At 60.4% G+C, this 19088-nt stretch carries 13 protein-coding genes and 1 pseudogene; all 14 read right to left on the bottom strand.

Annotated features, from left to right (window positions below; genetic code table 11):
- Nucleotides 1–126 precede the first annotated feature (126 nt).
- A complete protein-coding gene (locus BCL79_RS14210; RefSeq protein ID WP_121042181.1) occupies nt 127–462 on the bottom strand; it encodes an integrase in 336 nt (111 codons plus the stop codon).
- A complete protein-coding gene (locus tag BCL79_RS14205; RefSeq protein ID WP_121042179.1) occupies nt 462–776 on the bottom strand; it encodes a DUF1153 domain-containing protein in 315 nt (104 codons plus the stop codon). The genes BCL79_RS14210 and BCL79_RS14205 overlap by 1 nt, the downstream gene beginning before the upstream one ends.
- A gap of 56 nt (nt 777–832) precedes the next feature.
- Nucleotides 833–991, bottom strand: a pseudogene (locus tag BCL79_RS14200) (transposase); the annotation flags it as partial.
- Between the two features lie 440 nt (nt 992–1431).
- Entirely contained in the window at nt 1432–4530 is a 3099-nt protein-coding gene (locus BCL79_RS14195) for a type I restriction endonuclease subunit R (RefSeq protein ID WP_121042176.1), read from the bottom strand.
- Between the two features lie 220 nt (nt 4531–4750).
- Nucleotides 4751–5905, bottom strand: a complete 1155-nt coding sequence (locus BCL79_RS14190; RefSeq protein ID WP_121042174.1) for an AAA family ATPase — start codon at nt 5903–5905, stop codon at nt 4751–4753.
- Nucleotide 5906: 1 nt separating this feature from the next.
- Nucleotides 5907–7139, bottom strand: a complete 1233-nt coding sequence (locus tag BCL79_RS14185; RefSeq protein WP_121042172.1) for a restriction endonuclease subunit S — start codon at nt 7137–7139, stop codon at nt 5907–5909.
- Complete coding sequence (locus tag BCL79_RS14180; RefSeq protein ID WP_121042170.1) at nt 7136–8695, bottom strand: type I restriction-modification system subunit M; 1560 nt, start codon at nt 8693–8695, stop codon at nt 7136–7138. The genes BCL79_RS14185 and BCL79_RS14180 overlap by 4 nt, the downstream gene beginning before the upstream one ends.
- Nucleotides 8696–8764: 69 nt before the next feature.
- Nucleotides 8765–9757: a restriction endonuclease gene (locus tag BCL79_RS14175; RefSeq protein ID WP_046273758.1), complete on the bottom strand. Its 993-nt coding sequence runs from the start codon at nt 9755–9757 to the stop codon at nt 8765–8767.
- A gap of 245 nt (nt 9758–10002) precedes the next feature.
- Nucleotides 10003–11568 carry a glutamine-hydrolyzing GMP synthase gene (guaA, locus tag BCL79_RS14170; RefSeq protein WP_121042168.1) on the bottom strand — a complete coding sequence of 522 codons (1566 nt, stop codon included), beginning with the start codon at nt 11566–11568 and terminating at the stop codon, nt 10003–10005.
- A gap of 111 nt (nt 11569–11679) precedes the next feature.
- Nucleotides 11680–13137, bottom strand: a complete 1458-nt coding sequence (gene guaB / locus BCL79_RS14165) for an IMP dehydrogenase (RefSeq protein ID WP_026069766.1) — start codon at nt 13135–13137, stop codon at nt 11680–11682.
- A 268-nt stretch (nt 13138–13405) separates the two neighbouring features.
- A complete protein-coding gene (folD, locus tag BCL79_RS14155; protein ID WP_019183081.1) occupies nt 13406–14287 on the bottom strand; it encodes a bifunctional methylenetetrahydrofolate dehydrogenase/methenyltetrahydrofolate cyclohydrolase FolD in 882 nt (293 codons plus the stop codon).
- Nucleotides 14288–14424: 137 nt separating this feature from the next.
- Nucleotides 14425–16251 (bottom strand): monovalent cation:proton antiporter-2 (CPA2) family protein, encoded by a 1827-nt coding sequence (locus BCL79_RS14150; protein ID WP_121042164.1) that lies wholly within the window; start codon nt 16249–16251, stop codon nt 14425–14427.
- Between the two features lie 165 nt (nt 16252–16416).
- The gene (moeB, locus tag BCL79_RS14145; protein ID WP_121042162.1) at nt 16417–17550 is read right to left on the bottom strand and encodes a molybdopterin-synthase adenylyltransferase MoeB; all 1134 of its coding nucleotides are present in this window, start codon (nt 17548–17550) and stop codon (nt 16417–16419) included.
- 138 nt (nt 17551–17688) lie between these two features.
- Nucleotides 17689–19080, bottom strand: a complete 1392-nt coding sequence (gene der / locus BCL79_RS14140) for a ribosome biogenesis GTPase Der (RefSeq protein WP_121042160.1) — start codon at nt 19078–19080, stop codon at nt 17689–17691.
- Between the last annotated feature and the right edge of the window lie 8 nt (nt 19081–19088).

The raw sequence follows: 19088 nt of genomic DNA, 5'->3' as shown, positions 1-19088 counted from the left end.
GGCAGTGCTCGCCTTGCCGGTGCGCGACAGGTGCCAGCCCAGCAGCTGCCGCGTGCTGCAGTCGATCACCAGCGCCAGACTCAGCCAGCCGTCCTTGCCGCCCCATACACGGCACAGGTCCGTGGCCTATCGCTGGTCGGGTCGTTCGGCACGAGAGACCTTTGCCTGGATCCTGGGCCGTTGCCCAAGTGCGCGCTTGCGCACCTGCCAGCCCTTGAGCTGGAAGATCCGCTGGACGGTGTTCTTGTTCATGCCCAGCAATGCAGCCACCGTGCGGTAGCCGAACGACGGCTCCGCCTCGATCATCTCCTTGATCGGCTCGGCAAGCTCCGCTTTGACCTTTGCAGGCGAACGGGTCGGCTTGTAGTACGTCGTCCGCCGCGCCACGCCGAACCACTGGCACAGCTTGGTCATCGGTATCGCTACACCTTCGTCCTTCAGCCCCTGCTGGACCGAGAGCATCAGCTCTCGTCCTTTCCCAACAGGGACGCCAGCTTTTTTCGGGCGCGGATCTCCAGCATGGCCTCGCCGTAGGCTTCCTGCAGGTCTTTGAGCTGGCGCTCATACTGCTCGCGCACGTCCTCCGGCTTGGCCCGCAGCGCGTTCTCCATGCCGCGCTTGCCATCGTCCACCCAGCTCTCGATCTCCGCCGGCGTCAGGTCGAACTGGCGACTGGCCGCAGCCACGGTGGTCTTGCCCTGGATGATCTCAAGGACCAGTGCCGACTTGCGACGGGCCGTCCAACGCTTGATCTCTTCTTCCATCACTTCGCTCATCGGTGTCTCCTTCGGGGAAAGTAACACCTGAGCAGGAAATCAGTGGGTCATTACAGAAGCTCGGACGCCTCAAGCCCGCCGTACTTGCTCTTCCACTGGTAATACGTCGCCGTGCTGATGCCGGCCTGGCGACATAGATCCTTCACCGCAAGCCCGGCATCGCCCTGCTTGAGGATCGTGATGATCTGCGTCTCGGTGAATTTTGATGTGCGCATGCAACCTCCTGGCTGGTTAAAGATGCCAGAAAGTTCTACTTATCGGGTGTCTGGCTGCCGGGGGAGCTTACGCGGAACGCCGACTGCCGTGCTCTTGCATGCCATGTAAGCAGAAAGAACAAGGAAGCCCGCATTTCTGCGGGCTTCCTTGTCGGTCAGGGCAGCTGGATACCAGCCAATGCTGGACCCGTACTCACTCCCACTCCATCATCAACGCGGCTCGTAAGCCCACGTGGTTAAAGGGATTGGCTGTGATCGACATTGGCCTCTACCGTCACCTCTACCGTCAGAAACACACATCTTTTGCTGACGCGGGAGATGGAGCGATCTGCGTAGAAGCAACACTTTCGGGCGAATTGTCAATCGAGCTTCATCTTAGCGCAGCGCACACTGTCTGAGAACACTTGATTCAATGCCGTAGACCTGCCCTGCCGCTACCTTCATATATTGCCACCTACGCCCTTAAATTTTTCAACAAAAGCAGCGATCTTTTGAAAAGCATCTTGCTTCTTCTTGAGATATTTCGGATTAAGCGGGCTCATTTTTGGCAAGATGGCATTAAGCTCAGTTCCATTATCGCTAGCAAACTCCCGTTTCAATGAAGCTGCAATGTAGCGTTTGGCCGCCTCTTCATTCAGTTCCTCGTCGCCGATCAGCTCCTGCACTTCGCGCTGCTGCTCTGACTGGGCGAAAGTGAAGAAGGCATCGATCACGCTAGCCTTGTCACCAATCCGATCCAGATCGGTCTGATTGATGAAGTCGACCACTAGGCTTTCCTTGGCGCGGTTGCCTAAGCTGGCACGAATCACCCGGCGCATCTCTTCGACCAAGGACGCCTTGTCTTTGACCTTCTTGTTCTTTTCGAAGAGCAGTTCCAGGATGTAATCTAGATTGATTTCCTGCGATTTGAGCAGGTCCACCTCAAACACTACGTCATCCCAGTCAACGATGGACTCGCTTTTCTCGTTGCCTGCTTTCTCACGTCGCAACCAATCACGGATATCATTGTAGGTGGAGCGATAGTCCTGAATCTTGCGCTCGGCTGGCAAGCGGATAACCTGCAGCTCAGCTAGCTTCTCGTCATCAAGATGGTGGTCAGCCTTGAATGTCTCGACAGCCTGCGGGTCGTTCATATCGACGTTCAGCAAGGCCTTCAGGCTGGCGTACTCATCGTAGTTCTGCAGCACGTTTTCCACGCGCAGATATTCCCCGAACAACTTTGCGAAAGCCTTTTTTTCTGACTCCTTGACGATGTTGGCGGCCTCGGGGAAGCGTTGCTCCAGCTCAGTCACTACATCCACGAAACCGCGCCGCGCCTCCCCGGTCAGCGCGTCAGTGAAGCCCTCCATGTACTCCTTGTAGCTCTTCTCCAGCACCACGTTGCGCGTGTTCTTGTCGCCGAATAGAGTGATGGCATCGACGGTAGCCTGCTCCAGATCGCGGAAGGTGATGATGTTGCCAAAGGTCTTGGTGGCATCAAAGATGCGATTGGTGCGCGAATAGGCCTGAATCAGGCCGTGATAGCGCAGATTCTTGTCCACGAATAGGGTATTCAGCGTAGGCGCATCGAAGCCTGTCAGGAACATGCCCACCACGATCAAAATATCGATTTCCTGGTCTTTCACGCGCTTGGCTAGGTCGCGGTAATAGTTCTGGAAGCCCTTGCTGTCCACACCAAAATTGCTTTTGAATAGAGCGTTGTAGTCGTCAATTGCAGCGCTTAAAAACTCCTTGGCACTGCTGTCCATCGCGGACACTTCAAAGCTCTCATCCACGATATCGCCAATAGCATCCTGCTCTTCATTGGGCGCGAACGAGAAGATAGTGGCGATCTTCAACGGCTTGTCACTGCCTTTCTGCAGCGTCTTGAACGACTCGTAATACGCCTTGGCGGCATCGACGCTACTCACCGTAAATATGGCGTTGAAGCCCTTGCCTCTGCCCTGCAAGCGATGTGTTTTCTGGCGGAAATGCTTCAGAACGTACTGCGAAATTTCCCGGATGCGTATGGGGTGCAGCAAGGCCTGCCTGTTCTCTGCAGCGCTGAGCTTCTTCTCGTCCTGCTCGGTTTCGAGGGCTTTGAACTGCGGACGTACGTCGTTGTAATCCACCTTGAACTTGAGTACTTTTTCATCCCGGATGGCGTCGGTGATGACGTAAGAATGCAGCTCACGGCCGAACACGCTGGCGGTGGTATCCGCACCCAGCGCATTTTTCGGAAAGATAGGCGTACCGGTGAAACCGAACTGGTAGAACTTCCTGAATTTCTTCTTCAGGTTCTTCTGCGCCTCGCCGAACTGGCTACGGTGGCACTCGTCGAAAATGAAAACTACCTGCTGGTTGTACACCGGCAGGTCACTTTCGCTCTTCATCAGATTATTGAGCTTCTGGATTGTGGTGACGATGATCTTGTTGTCATCCTTGTCCAGATTGCGCTTAAGTCCGGCGGTGCTCTCCGAGCCGTTCACACTGTCGGGCGAAAAGCGCTGGTACTCCTTCATAGTCTGGTAATCCAAATCCTTGCGGTCCACCACGAAGAACACCTTGTCGATGAACTCCAGCTCGGTAGCCAGGCGCGCCGCCTTGAAGCTCGTAAGGGTCTTGCCTGAACCGGTGGTGTGCCAGATATAACCACCGCCCTCAGTACTATTCCAGCGCTTGGCCTGATAGGCGCACCTGATCTTCCACAGGATGCGCTCGGTGGCGGCGATCTGGTACGGACGCATAACCAGCAGAGTGTTGCTGACATCGAACACCGAATAGGTCAGCAACACATCAAGCAGGGTGCGCCTCTGGAAGAAGGTCGCCGTGAAGTCCTTCAGATCCTTGATCGGGCTGTTGTCGGCCTGCGCCCAGTTCATGGTGAAGTCGAAACTGTGCTTGTTGCGCTGGGTGGTATTGGCGAAGTAGCGCGTATCCGTGCCGTTGGAGATGACGAACAGTTGCAGATATTTGAATAGCGAATGCTCGGTATTGAAGCTTTCCTTGCTATAGCGGTGCACCTGATTGAAGGCTTCGCGAATCGCCACGCCGCGCTTTTTCAGCTCGACCTGCACCAGCGGCAGGCCGTTTACCAGAATCGTCACGTCATAGCGGTTGGCCTGGCTGCCAGCCTGCTCGAACTGCTTAATGATCTGTAGCTTGTTGCGGGCAAGGTTCCTCTTGTCCAGCAGGTAGATGTTCTGGATACGCCCATCATCGAATACAAAATCGTGGACATGGTCATCGTGAATCTTGCGAGTCTTATCGACGATGCTGTCACTGGGCTTGTCCAGCCAACTTTCCACGAAGCGCGCCCACTCACCGTCCGAAAATTCGACGCTATTCAGAGACTGCAACTGCGTGCGCACATTGGCCAGCATCGCCGCGGGCGTTTTCAGGCCCGCTGGAAGCTCATAGCCCTGATTGATCAGATCCTGGATGAACTCACGCTCCAGATCACCTTCGCTCTGGTAGCTTTCGGCGATCTTCCACTCCTTGGTGTATTTGTCGAGGACGATGAAGTTGTTCGACTCGGCGATGGTCTTGTAATCAGTCATTGCTTGGGAGGCCCCCATTCCCCTGTACGAGATCGCTTTCAATTCCCCCTACTGTCGGCTGCTTCAGCAACTCGGCATTCACCGCCATTACCGCGCGGCTCTGGGAGGTCTGGATGCGCTGCTTCATAGTGACCAGCGCTCGTCAGTAATCGCTGTAGCGAGTGATCTCAAAGATGCCTTGCCACTCCCAAGATTCACAACGATAGAGATCATCAAGCCATCATGCATCACGCGCCTCCTCTTGCTTCCAATAGCCATAGTTGGCGACTAGATGATCCAGCAGGAATTTGACTGTCTGCTTCTCCTGCAGGGTTGGCTCGGTAACGCTCTCGTTGGACAGCGTGCTGTGACTGGTGAACTGAATAATGCGGTTCAGGTAGGCCTGCTTGTCATCCGGCAAAAGTCCTGACCACTGCGGGTAGCCTAGAAAGCTAGCGGTTTTCTCGTAGAGGTTGCGCAGCAGGGTAAAGTGATAGCGTTGTATCTGGTCAGAAGCAATCGCCTGCTCAAGAACCTGCCGCAGATGGAGGTGGTAAGAAAAGCTCTTGTTAGAATCACCATACTTGACACTCAGATCAAAAGTGCCGTCTTCAAGACGATCCAGCAAATAGCAGCCCTCTTTCTTACCACCTTTTTTGAGGTCAAGCTCATTGTGCAGCACGTTGTAGAAAAGCGGGCTGTGGGTGGTGATGACGAACTTCAGGTCGACTGGACTAGCCTTGATCAGCCCTGCCAGATTGACTGCCAATTCGATGAGATGGTTCTCGTCCAGTGAACTCACCGGGTCGTCAATGAAAACATATTCGATCTCGTCAAACTCCCGCGTTTCGCGGTCCTCCGGCTCGGGCACATTGCGCGTGCTGATGACTTGATCCAGCAGCGTATAAAAGATGCTCCAGATGAAATTGCTTTCTTCGCCCTTGGAGATCTTGAGGTTTCCGGAGCTTTCATCATCACCTCGTTCAAGCGAAAACGTGACCTCTGAAAAGTCTTCGTTGAAATGGGGGGTCAGCTTGTCGCTGGCGTAGTGCTGGAAATAGCGGATGATATTGCCGTCCTGCCCCAAGTCCCGGAGCACCATGAGCAGCCAACTCGTAAATGAGTTTGGTTGAATCCGTAGTTTGGGCTGCGCATCCAGCGTCAGGTCGTTATCCCAATAGAACAAATCTTCAGTAAAAGCATTGAAGTAAAGAATTTTGGTGCGCGACAACGCTGGCGGATCGGCTTCCTCATCGCCATAGCCCTTCGGTGCGATCAACTGTTTGAACTCGCGCGACAGGCGTGTCTTGCCCGTGCCGTTAAAGGCGTAGATCAGTTGCACCTTTTTGCTGGCGTCTTTCAATTGCTGGGCGATCTCGGTCAGCGTCTTGCTCATACTAGGCCGCCACCTCTTCCGGCTTGGGGAAGCTCAGCAGTAGGGCGCGGTAGTACTCGTATTGCTTCTGGCGCAGCTCGATCTCGCGGGGCAAGCCTTCGCTGATGGATTTGGTGAGCGCATCGAACCTATCGAGAATGGCGACGATGCGAGTCTGTTCCGCCAGCGATCTTTCAGGATCATCGGGATATGGCACAGGTATTTCAATCTTTGAAAACCCATTGATCAGCAAGGTTTTGACCTTGGTTCTGGCCACATACTTTCCCTTCTTGGCGATAAAAGCCTTCGTCTGCATGCAATAGGAAACAAACTTCGGGCTCATGGAGTGCCGGAATGCATAACAGTGATCGTGAATGGCGACCTTTTCATCCCCGAGCCACGCTACTGCTTTACCGACATCATCAACTGTTTCGCCAACATCAGTTAATATCACATCCCCCGGCTCGGCATAGCGCAGCGACCCAGCCATGTCGACTCGCACCTTGGAAAACGCATGGTCGGCCCAAACACCATATCGGGTATAAATTTCACCGTAGTGGATGACGCTAATACCTTCTTCGACGTAGTCAGCCTTGGTAAATCGCTTCCCACGAATAAACTCACCAATATCGCCCAGCGCCTTCCACTCCACTTCCCCTCCCATCTCTTCAAAACTCAACAACTGCTCGCGATAGTAATTGTATTGTTCTCTTCGGGCGGTCAGCTCGGCGGTCAGCTCGGCGGTCAGCTCGGCGGTCAGCTCGGTAAAGGTGTCCAGTATGCGGACAATTTTGGCTTGGATTTCAAGTGATCTTTTGGTGTTTTCTGGGCAAGGGATAGGGACCTTGTAAGTCGAGACCGCCTCTGTTGGCAAATGTGCTGGAATGGCGTCCGTAGCCAGTGATTGGATGTCGTACTGATGTCTTTTTAAGTAATAAAAAAGATATTTGTTGTTGAGTGCCACGCCTGGCTTTATGCAATAGCAGACATCATTTGCCCAGAAATCTTCCTCAATGAGATTAACAAACCCAGCAGTGCCATACTTAACAATGGTTATCGTATTCTTTTTTTGATTGAAGTCATCGTAAAACCCCATGGGGGTAACACCCCCGCTAAAAACGGGGTACCTCTTTTCCGGACTCAATGCACTTTTTGTCACGCGACGACCTCTTTCGATAGTCGCGCATGATTCCAACGCCTTCCACTCCACCCTAACTCCGTCAAGCAGTTTCTCCAAGAAGCTCACGCCACTCATGCGCCAAACTCCTCACCTTCAATCTCCGCCACGATGGCATCAATATCCTTGCGCAGTTGGTCGACGCGGGCCACGGTCGTGTTCAGCGCGATGTTCAGCTGGGCAATGTCCACCACTTCACGGGTGTCCTGGGCTTCCACATAACTGCTGACCGACAGGTTGTAATCGTTGGCAGCCACCTTCTCGAACGGCACTGAAAGCGCGAAGTGCTCCACATTCTCCCTGCTATCGAACACCTGCATGATCCGCTCGATATGCGCGTCTTCCAGCAGGTTGTTGTTGGTGCCCTTCTTGAACAACGCGCTAGCGTCGATGAACTGGGTGGTGGTGTCCAGCTTGTGCTTAGACAGCACTAGGATGTTGACGGCGATCGTGGTACCGAAGAACAAGTTTGGCGCTAGCGAGATCACAGTTTCTACATAGTTGTTGTCCACTAGGTATTGGCGGATCCTCTGCTCGGCGCCGCCCCGGTAGAAGATGCCGGGAAAGCAAACGATGGCGGCGCGGCCTTTAGCGGAAAGGTAGCTCAGCACATGCAGCACGAAGGCGAAGTCCGCTTTGGATTTGGGCGCCAGCACACCGGCCGGGGCAAAGCGATCGTCATTAATCAGCGTGGGATCATCACTGCCGATCCACTTCACCGAGTACGGCGGGTTGGAAACGATGGCATCGAAGGGTTTGTCATCACCAAAGTGCGGATGACGCAGTGTGTCGCCCAACTGGATGCTGAACTTGTCGTAGTTGATGTTGTGCAGAAACATGTTCATCCGCGCCAGGTTGTAGGTAGTGTGGTTCACCTCCTGACCGAAGAATCCATCCTCAATAACGTGAGCATCGAAGTGCTTTTTGGCTTGCAGCAGCAGCGAGCCGGAGCCGCACGCCGGGTCGTAGATCTTGTTGACGCTGGTTTGCTTGTGCATGGCCAATTGGGCGATCAGCCTGGACACATGCTGCGGGGTGAAGAACTCGCCGCCGGACTTGCCCGCATTGGCGGCGTAGTTGGAGATGAGAAATTCGTACGCGTCGCCGAATAGGTCGATATGACTGGCATCGAAGCTACCAAACTCCAGCTTACTCACCCCCTTGAGCACATCCGCCAAGCGCTTGTTCTTGTCAGCGACGGTATTGCCCAGGCGGTTGCTAGTGGTGTCGAAGTCGGCGAACAGGCCTTTGATGTCCTGCTCGGAGGCGTAACCATTGGCGGAACTCTCGATGGCGGCAAAGATGCGTGCCAGATCGGTATTCAGACTATCGTTGGTGCTCGCCTTGCCGGCCACGTTGCTAAACAACTGACTAGGGTAGATGAAGTACCCTTTGGTCTTGATGGCATCGTCTTTGGCGGCGGCTATCAGCGGCTCGTCATCGTCCATGGCAGCGTAATCGACTGCTTCATCACCACCGGCGATGTAGTCAACGAAGTTCTCGCTGATGAAGCGATAGAACAAGGTGCCGAGCACGTACTGCTTGAAATCCCAGCCGTCAACTGCGCCACGCACGTCATTGGCGATGGCCCAGATCTGACGTTGCAGAGCGGCACGTTGTTGGGCACTGGTCATACGGTTTTCCTATTTCAAAGGTTCTGGCTCAGATGGGAGTACGCGCCAGAAGAAATTATGTGCGTAGCGTCAAGCAGGCCAAGACAACCGCTTCAAAGGAACGATTCGCTTGGTCTCGGCGTCGGTGGCGTCGTAGTGTTCGATCAGTGCGCGGACCACATGGTCCAGTGTCCACATAGCCACCGGTATGGAGGCGCGGTCCGCTTCGTATTGAGCATCCTTGGTGAAACCGCCAGTACTGACATACAGCCCGCGATCATCCTTGTGGCGGCCGCCGAGGAAGCTGCGGATCTCCTGGCTACCCATCTGTCCCTTGCGATGCTTGACCTCTACGACGATGCGCGGGTGTTCGAAGCCGAAGCCGTCCGGCGAGGCCACGATGTCCTTCCCACGGTCGGAGCCAGGCGGCGAAACCTGGGTCTTGTAGCCCATGGCGCGCAGGATGCCGGCAACTAGCTGCTGCATGTCATCCCACTCCAGTTCGTTGACCCGATCCTTGATGCGTTCCAGCGCCTGAGACTCAATGTCGGCCAGTGGATCGGCGATGACCTCCTCAGCCTCCTCTTCCACTGCTGGCACCGGTTTGCCCTTCAGTGCGGCCAGCACTTCGGCTGCCGCGCTGGACGGTACCTCGAAGAGGGTCAGGGTCGAACCCAGGCTGTTTTTGCTGCTCGTGCCCAAATTGTCGCGCGATAGTTCCTGCGCTTGCCATTGCACCTTGCGCACCAGGGGCATGCCTTGCTCAGCCCACTCGGGGTGGTGCTCGGCAGGTCCAGCGACATTGCCGATTGAGTACAGACGATTGGCGGGCGAATAGGTGATGACCCAGTCGCCCTCCTGAATGTCGTTGACGAAGCGCCAGACCTGGGATGCCCCCGAAACCACCGTGCCTTGTTTTGCTAGGGGCTCGGCAGATTGGTACAGGGCGATCAACTGCTTGCGCCCGAGACCGGGCTTGGCATGAGCCGCCAACTGGTTCCATCCCACGGCAGCCACGCCACGTTCCCGAAAAGCGTCGTACAGGCTGCCGCCTTCGCCACGCACCATCCACATACGCTCCATCGAGCTCCCTCTTGGTCTGAAAGCCATCAATCCAGCCCGACCACAACCCAGTTGCCGACGCGACGGGTTTAATACCTCGAGTATTGCAACTCTGCGAGTCAGGAACGTATGGGGCGAGCTACCGGCGACATTGTATCAGCGCCAGATCACCGTCAAGCACCCTCTGCACGCGCTAAGTCCTGACCCGAACAACGACCTCCTTCCGCAATAACAAGGGCGCCTCTCGGCGCCCTCGTTCTTTCAACTCACTCCCACTCAATCGTCGCCGGCGGCTTCCCCGAGATGTCATAAACAACCCGCGACACCCCCCGCAACTCATTGATGATCCGGTTGCTCACCGTGCCCAGGAAGTCGTACGGCAGATGCGCCCAATGCGCCGTCATGAAATCGATGGTCTCCACCGCACGCAGCGCAATCACCCACTCATACGCGCGCGCATCCCCCACCACGCCCACCGACTTCACCGGCAGGAACACGGCAAACGCCTGGCTGGTCTTGTCGTACAGATCCGCCTTGCGCAGCTCATCAATGAAGATGGCATCGGCCTTGGCCAGCAGCTCGGCGTATTCGCGCTTCACTTCGCCCAGGATACGCACACCCAGCCCCGGGCCCGGGAACGGATGGCGGTAGACCATGCTGCGCGGCAGGCCGAGCTCAACGCCGAGGCGACGCACTTCGTCCTTGAACAGCTCGCGCAGCGGCTCGACCAGGCCCAGCTTCATGTGCTCCGGCAGGCCGCCGACGTTGTGGTGGCTCTTGATCACATGCGCCTTGCCGGTCTTGCTGCCAGCCGACTCGATCACGTCGGGGTAGATGGTGCCCTGCGCCAGCCACTTGGCGTTCTTCAGCTTGGTGGATTCTTCATCGAAGATGTCCACGAACAGGTTGCCGATGATCTTGCGCTTGGCTTCCGGGTCGCTCACGCCTTCCAGCTTGGCGAAGTAGCGGTCGGCCGCGTTGACGCGGATCACCTTGACGCCCATGTGCTCGGCGAACATCGCCATCACCTGGTCGCCTTCCTGCCAGCGCAGCAGGCCGGTATCGACGAACACGCAGGTCAGCTTGTCGCCGATCGCCTTGTGCAGCAGCGCGGCCACGACCGACGAATCGACGCCGCCGGACAGGCCCAGGATCACTTCGTCATCGCCCACCAGCTCGCGCACGCGGGCGATCTGGTCGTCGATGATGTTGGCGGCGGTCCACAGGGTCTCGCAGCCGCACACGTCCACCACGAAGCGGCGCAGCAGCGCCTGGCCCCGCAGGGTGTGGGTGACTTCCGGGTGGAACTGCACGCCGTACCAGCGCTTCTCTTCGTTGGCCATCGCGGCCACCGGGATGCGATCGGTCACGGCGGTGACGGTGAAGCCCGGGGGCGCGACGGAGACGTGGTCGCCGTGGCTCATCCAGACATTCAACTTCGGCTCGCCGCCGTGGTCGCTCAGGCCCTTGAACAGCGCATCGGGGGCGACGACGTTGACTTCGGCATGGCCGAACTCACGCTGGTCGGCCGCTTCGGTGGCGCCACCGAGCTGGGCGGCCAGGGTCTGCATGCCGTAGCAGATGCCGAAGATCGGCAGGCCGCTGTCGAACACTTCCTGCGGTGCGGCAGGCGCGCCCGGCAGCGTGGTCGATTCCGGGCCGCCGGACAGGATGATGCCCTTGGCGCCGAACGCGGCGATATCGGCCGGGTTGTGGTCCCATGCCCAGATCTCGCAGTACACGCCGAGCTCGCGGATGCGGCGCGCGATCAGCTGGGTGTACTGGGCGCCGAAATCGAGGATGAGGATCTTGTCGTTATGGATGTTGGTCATGGTGCCCGGGCAATGCAGGAGTAAATACGGGAAACACAGCGTCGTTACCGGCGGCGGATAGAGAAAGAGGAACGGGAATCAGCTTCCTCGTTCCTCTTTGCTCATGCCGCATCAGGCGCGGTAGTTCGGCGGCTCTTTGGTGATCTGCACGTCGTGGACGTGGCTCTCACGTTGGCCGGCGCCGCTGATCTTGACGAACTTCGGCTTGCTGCGCATGTCTTCGACGGTGCCGCAGCCCACGTAGCCCATGGTGGCGCGCAGGCCGCCCATCAGCTGGTGGATGATGCCGCCGACCGGGCCGCGATACGGCACGCGGCCTTCGATGCCTTCGGGCACCAGCTTGTCGGCGCTGGAGGCGTCCTGGAAGTAGCGGTCCTTGGACCCCTTCTCCATCGCGGCCAGCGAGCCCATGCCGCGGTAGCTCTTGTAGGAGCGGCCCTGGAACAGCTCGGTCTCGCCGGGCGATTCCTCGGTACCGGCCAGCAGGCCACCGATCATGATGGTGGAGGCACCGGCGGCCAGCGCCTTGCCGATATCACCGGAGTAACGGATGCCACCGTCGGCGATCAGCGGGATGCGGTCCTGCAGCGCCTCGGCCACCAGATCGATCGCGGTGATCTGCGGCACGCCGACACCGGCGACGACGCGCGTGGTGCAGATCGAGCCCGGGCCGATGCCGACCTTGACCGCGTCCGCGCCGCTGTCCAGCAGCGCCAGTGCGGCTTCACCGGTGCAGATGTTGCCACCGACGACCTGCACCTGCGGGAAGTGCTTCTTGACCCAGCTGACGCGGTCCAGCACGCCCTGCGAGTGGCCGTGCGCGGTGTCGACCACCAGCACGTCCACCCCGGCGGCGACCAGCGCCTCGACCCGGCGGTCGGTATCGCCACCGACGCCGACGGCCGCACCGACCAGCAGGCGGGTGGCGGTGTCCTTGGCGGCATTCGGGTAATCGGTGTTCTTCTGGATGTCCTTGACGGTGATCAGGCCGCGCAGGGCGAAATCATCGTTGACGACCAGGATCTTCTCGATGCGGTTGCGGTGCAGCAGCTGCAGCACTTCATCGGAGGCCGCGCCTTCTTTGACCGTGATCAGGCGATCCTTCTTGGTCATGATGTGGCGGACCGGATCGTCCAGCTCGGTCTCGAAGCGCATGTCACGGTGGGTGACGATGCCGACCAGCTGGCCGCCGCCGTCCACTACCGGCACACCGGAGATGTTGCGCGCCTGGGTCAGGGCCAGCACGTCGCGGATGGTGGTTTCCGGGCCGACGGTGATCGGGTCACGGATGACGCCGGCCTCGAACTTCTTGACCTTGGCGACTTCGGCAGCCTGCTGCTCGACGCTCAGATTCTTGTGGATGATGCCCATGCCGCCGAGCTGGGCCATGGCGATGGCCAGGCGGGCTTCGGTGACGGTATCCATGGCAGCCGAGAGGATCGGAAGCTTCAGCCGCAGGTCGCGCGTCAGGCGCGTTTCCAGACTGACATCCTTGGGCAGGATGATGGAATGAGCGGGGACGAGGGAGACGTCGTCGTAGGTGAGAGCTTCAGCCTGGATGCGCAGCATCGGCATACCCGAGATGTGGGGAAGCGCGACATTTTACCCTGATTCGGGCGTCATTGGCAGGGGGCAGGTGCGACGCTGTGTCGCGCCGGCAAACGTCGGTTCAGGACGGTGGAAGGCGACCGATGAATCCGCCAAAGCCAACCCGCGGTAGTGCCGACCGCTGGCCGGCTCCCATGTAGCCCCGCCGTACCCCATGAGGTTGCCGGCCAGCGGCCGGCACTACCGGGAAGCTTTACGGGCTGCCGACCAGCGGTCGGCACTACCCGGGTCAGAAGGCTTCGGCCGCCTCGATGGTGTTCTGCATCAGGGTCGCCACGGTCATCGGCCCTACCCCGCCCGGGACCGGGGTGATCCAGCTGGCGCGCTGGGCGGCGGCCTCGAAGCCGACATCGCCGACCAGGCGGCCATCGTCCAGGCGGTTGATGCCCACGTCGATCACCACCGCGCCCGGCTTGACCCATTCACCCGGGACGATGCCCGGGCGGCCCACCGCGACCACCAGGATGTCGGCGTTGCGCACCGACTGCTCCAGCACGTCCTTGGGGGTGAACTTGTGGCAGCTGGTGACGGTGCAGCCGGCGATCAGCAGCTCCAGGCCCATCGGGCGGCCGACATGGTTGCTGACGCCGACGATGGTGGCGTTGCGGCCGCGCACCGGCTGGTCGGTGTGGCCCAGCAGGGTCACGATGCCACGCGGGGTGCACGGGCGGAGGCCGAACTCACGCAGGGCCAGATGGCCGACGTTTTCCGGGTGGAAGCCGTCCACGTCCTTGCGCGGGTCGATCCGGTGGATCAGGCGGTTGGCATCCGGGATGCCCGGCAGCGGCAGCTGCACCAGGATGCCGTGGATCTTCGGATCGGCGTTGAGCTGATCGATCAGGGTCAGCAGCTCGGCCTCGGTGGTGCCGGCCGGCAGATCGTAATCAAAGGCTTCGATACCCACTTTCTCCGCCGCGCGGCGCTTGTTGCGCACGTACACGGTCGAGGCCGGGTCGCCACCGACCAGCACCACGGCCAGGCCCGGACGGCTGCCACCGGCAGCCAGGCGGGCATCGACCCGGACCTTGAGGCTGTCCAGCAGGTCTTCGGCGATGCGGCGGCCGTCGAGAATGCGGGCGGAAGAGACGGTGTCGGGGGTCGGTGAGCTCATCGAGGGCGGCAGGCGTGGGGCGACGGTCGTCTATTGTCCCTGATTCGGCCCGTGGCGGACACCGGTCATGCCCGCCGACACCGGCATATCGGCCGGCCCTATCGGGTTGCCGGCCAGCGGCCGGCACTACCGAAGCCTTATTCCTCTTCGGGCAACTCATCCGCGTTGAGCGTGCGCGCCTTGCGCTTGGGCGCGGTGAACGGCGTGGGCGTCGGCACGCCCGGCAGGGAACTGCCGTAGACCATATGCGCCCCGGCGATCAGCCCACCACCGGCCATTTCCAGCTCGAAACGCTCGGCATCGCGGCGGCGGATTTCGCGCGCGATGGTCGCGGCATCTTCTTCGTCCAGGCCGAGCTCGATCAGCGCAGCCTCACCGAAGGCCACCGCGGATTCAAAGGTTTCGCGGATCTGGAAATCGACACCGGCGTGTATCAGGCGCAGCGAGTGTTCGCGATCGAACGAGCGCACCAGCAGCTTGGCCTGCGGGAATTCGTGCGCGACCAGTTCGACGATGCGATCGGCCTGCGCACTGTCGTTGACGCACACCGCGATCGCCCGCGCGACACCCGCCCCGGAAGCATGCAGCACATCCAGCCGCGTGCCATCGCCGTAGTAGATCTTGAAGCCGAACTTCTCGGCGCTCTGGATCATCTCGATGTCGTTGTCGATGATGGTCACATCCACATCGCGTGCCAGCAGCGACTGACTCGCCACCTGCCCGAAGCGGCCAAAGCCGATCAGCAGCACGCTTCCAGACAAACCATCCGCTTCCTCCACACCATCCAGCGAGACTTCACGATCCGGCATCAGCTTGTCGTGCAGCAGCACGAACAGCGGCGTCAGTGCCATCGAAAGCACCACGATCGCGGTGAGGTTGGCGTTGACCTGCACATCGATGACACCGGCCACCGCCGCGGCGGAGAACAGCACGAAGGCGAACTCGCCGCCCTGCGCCATTACCACGCCACGGTCCAGCGCCTGACGATGATCACTGCCGAGGATCCGCGCGACCACGTAGATGCAGATTGCCTTGGCAAACATCAGCGCGAACACGCCGGAGACGATCAGCGGCCAGTTGTTGGCGACCACGGTGAGGTCCAGCGCCATGCCGACGCTGAGGAAGAACAGGCCGAGCAGGATGCCGCGGAACGGCTCGATGTCCGCTTCAATCTGGTGGCGAAAGGTGGATTCGCTGAGCAGCACGCCCGCGAGGAACGCGCCCATCGCCATCGACAGCCCGCCCAGCTGCATCAGCAGCGCGGCGCCGAGCACGACCAGCAGGGCAGCGGCCGTCATCACTTCGCGCGCTTTGGCGGCGGCAAGGATGCGGAACAGCGGATTGAGCAGGAAGCGGCCGACCAGCACCAGGCCGACGATCGCACCGGCGGCGATACCCACGGTGACCCAGCGCGAGCTCTCGCCCGCATCGCTGTGCACCGGCGCCATGAACGCGACCACAGCCAGCAGCGGCACGATCAGCAGATCCTCGAACAGCAGGATCGAGACGATCTTCTGGCCGGTCGGCAGCGCGATGTCGCCACGTTCGGCGAGCAGTTGCATCACCACTGCGGTGGAGGTCAACACGAACCCGGCGGCGCCGATGAAGGCCACCGGCAACGGGAAGCCGAGCAGCATGCACACGCCGGTCAGCACCGCGCCGCAGACCACGATCTGCAGCGTGCCCAGGCCGAAGATCTCGTTGCGCAGACTCCACAGGTGCGAGGGCCGCATCTCCAGGCCGATCACGAACAGGAACATCACCACGCCGAGCTCGGCGGTATGCAGGATGGCCTGCGGATCGGAGAACCAGCCGAACCCGAACGGGCCGATGGCCAGGCCCGCGGCGAAATAGCCCAGCACCGAGCCCAGCCCGAGCCGGCGGAACAGCGGCACCATGACCACTGCCGCACCCAATAGGGCGACCACTTTCACCAGTTCACTGGCACCTGCTTCCACCGCCATGCGGTTGTTTCCCCGGACTGCACAAGATGGGTCAACGATAGGGCAAAGCGGTGAAGGGCAATAGCGCGGATGCTGCGTTTTATCGTACTGAATTCAGAACGATGTTGAATCTGGACGCCACATCGTCCCGAAATCGCCGCCATAACGACACCGGAACCCGGCCCCTCAGGCGCTGCAGAACGCCGCGTAATCGATGTAGCCCGGAAATGCGCGCCCGGGCGCGCAGAGCGGACAGGCCGGGTCCGGACGCAGCCGCGTCTCGCGGAAGCGCATGGCCAGCGCATCGAAGGTCAGCAGGCGGCCGATCAGTGGCTCGCCGATGCCGAGCAGCAGCTTGAGCACTTCGGTGGCCTGCAGCAGGCCGACCATGCCCGGCAGCACGCCGAGCACACCGGCCTCCGAGCAGTTGGGCGCGAACTCGGGCGGTGGCGGCTCGGGGAACAGGCAGCGATAGCAGGGCGCGGTGCCACGCTGGCGACCGGCATCGAACACACTGACCTGGCCGGTAAAGCGCTCCACCGCGCCATACACCATCGGGATGCCGTGCTGGAGGCAGGCATCGTTGAGCAGATAACGCAGCGGGAAATTGTCCGAGCCATCCAGGACCACATCGACGCCCTCGAGCAGCGCATCGATATTGTCCGAGGTGACCCGTGCCTGCACGGCCTCCACATCCAGCGAGGGATTGAGGGCGAGCAGGCGCGCGCGGGCGGAGAGCACCTTGGGCTCGCCGACGCTGGCATCGGTATGGATGATCTGCCGGTGCAGGTTGCTGCGGTCCACCACATCGTCGTCAGCGATGCGCAGGTGCCCTACCCCGGCCGCAGCCAGGTAGAAGCTGGCCGGTGCACCGAGGCCGCCGGCGCCGAGTACCAGCACGCGTGAGGCGAGCAGCGTCTTCTGACCCTGGACACCCACCTGCGGCAGCAGCAGATGACGCGAGTACCGCTCGTTGAAGTCACGCTCGGCATCACTCTGCATCGGCTGCACCAGCGGCAAGCCGTCGGCGCGCCACGCGGTGGTGCCACCGTGCACGGAGGCGATGCGGGTGTAGCCGAGGCCGGCCAGGAAGGCCGCGGCCTGCATCGAGCGCTTGCCGCTCTGACAGATCAGGACGACCTCGCGGTCGATCGCCGGCAGGTGCGTGCTGGCTTCGGCCTGGAGATCGCCCTTGGCGATGCCGAGCGCACCTTCGGCCATGCCGGTGGCACGTTCGTGTGCCTCACGAATGTCGATCAGCAGCGCGCCGTGGGCGAGCCGTTCGCGGGCCTGCGCCGGGGTGAGTTCGGGGATGCTCATGCGGAGGATTATCGCGCACGTGCGCGCCGGCGGTCGGTTTGTCCGGGTTGCCGGCCAGCGGCCGGCACTACGGCTGCGTGCGGCCACTGGCCGGCCGCGCCAATGAAAAGAGCCGGCTTGCGCCGGCTCTTCTTTGCATCACTTGCCCTTGACGTGCTTGATCAAGCGCCGCTTGCGCTTGAGCTGACGTTCGGTGAGCACGTTCTTCTTGCCTTCGTACGGGTTCACACCCTCGCGGAAGATGAACTGCACGGGCGTGCCGACCAGCTTGAAGCGCTTGCGGAAGAAATTCTCCAGGTAGCGCTTGTACGACTCCGGCAGGTCTTTCAGACGGGTGCCGTGGACGATGAAGGTCGGCGGATTGGAACCGCCCGGATGCACGTAACGCAGCTTGGACACGTGACCACGGATCGCCGGCGGCGGGTTGGTCTCGTAGGCCGTTTCCAGCGCCTTATTGACTTCGCTGGTGCTGAACTCGTGCGTGGCCGAGGCATGCGCGGCATGGATGCAGCGGAACAGCTCACGCAGGCCCGAGCCGTGCTTGGCCGAGATGCGCACCACTTCCGCCCACGGCACGAAGCCGAGCTTGCGCGAGACCAGCGCTTCGGCCTGCTCACGCTGGTAATCGGTCAGGCCATCCCACTTGTTGATCGCCACCACCAATGCACGGCCGGCATCAAGCACCGCACCGAGCACGCTGGCGTCCTGATCGGTCACGCCTTCAGAGGCATCGAGCATCAGCACCGCAACCTGGCACTGCTCGATGGCCTGCAGGGTCTTGATGACGCTGAACTTCTCGACCACTTCCTCGACACGCGCCTTGCGACGCAGGCCAGCGGTATCGATCAGGCGGTATTCGCGGCCGTCGCGCTCCATGTCCACCGCGATCGAGTCACGGGTGGTACCGGGCACTTCAGAGGCGATCATGCGCTCTTCGCCGAGCAGACGATTGACCAGCGTCGACTTGCCCACGTTGGGGCGGCCGACGAAGGCGATGCGAATGCGGTTCGGATCGGTGTCCAGGGTCTCGGTGGTGCCCTCTTCCGGCAACCGTTCCACGACCTCGTCCAGCAGATCATCCAGGCCCTGGCGGTGCGCGGCCGAGACGGTCAGCATTTCGCTGAAGCCGTAACGGGCAAATTCCGAACGCACGGTGTCTTCGTTCATGCCATCGATCTTGTTGATCAACAGCAGCGTCGGACGAGCCAGTCTGCGCAGCCAGGACAGGATCTCGTCGTCCATCGGGCCCTCACGGGCATCGACCACGAACAGGATCAGGTCCGCCTCGGCGGCGGCGGCGCGGGCCTGGCGGGCGGTAGCACCGGCCAGACCTTCTTCTTCACCGGCGATACCGCCGGTATCGACCACCAGGAACGGGTGGTCTTCATCAAGACGACAAACACCGTAATTACGGTCCCGGGTCACGCCGGGCTGGTCATGGACCAGCGCGTCGCGCGTACGGGTAAACGCATTGAACAGCGTGGACTTGCCGACATTCGGCCGTCCAACCAGGGCGACCAAGGGCAGCATCGCGGTAA

Source organism: Stenotrophomonas rhizophila, from assembly GCF_003651185.1.
Classification (GTDB): domain Bacteria; phylum Pseudomonadota; class Gammaproteobacteria; order Xanthomonadales; family Xanthomonadaceae; genus Stenotrophomonas; species Stenotrophomonas maltophilia_Z.
The sequence above is the reverse complement of the archived record's forward strand: the minus strand, read 5'-3'. Positions and strand labels throughout refer to the sequence as shown.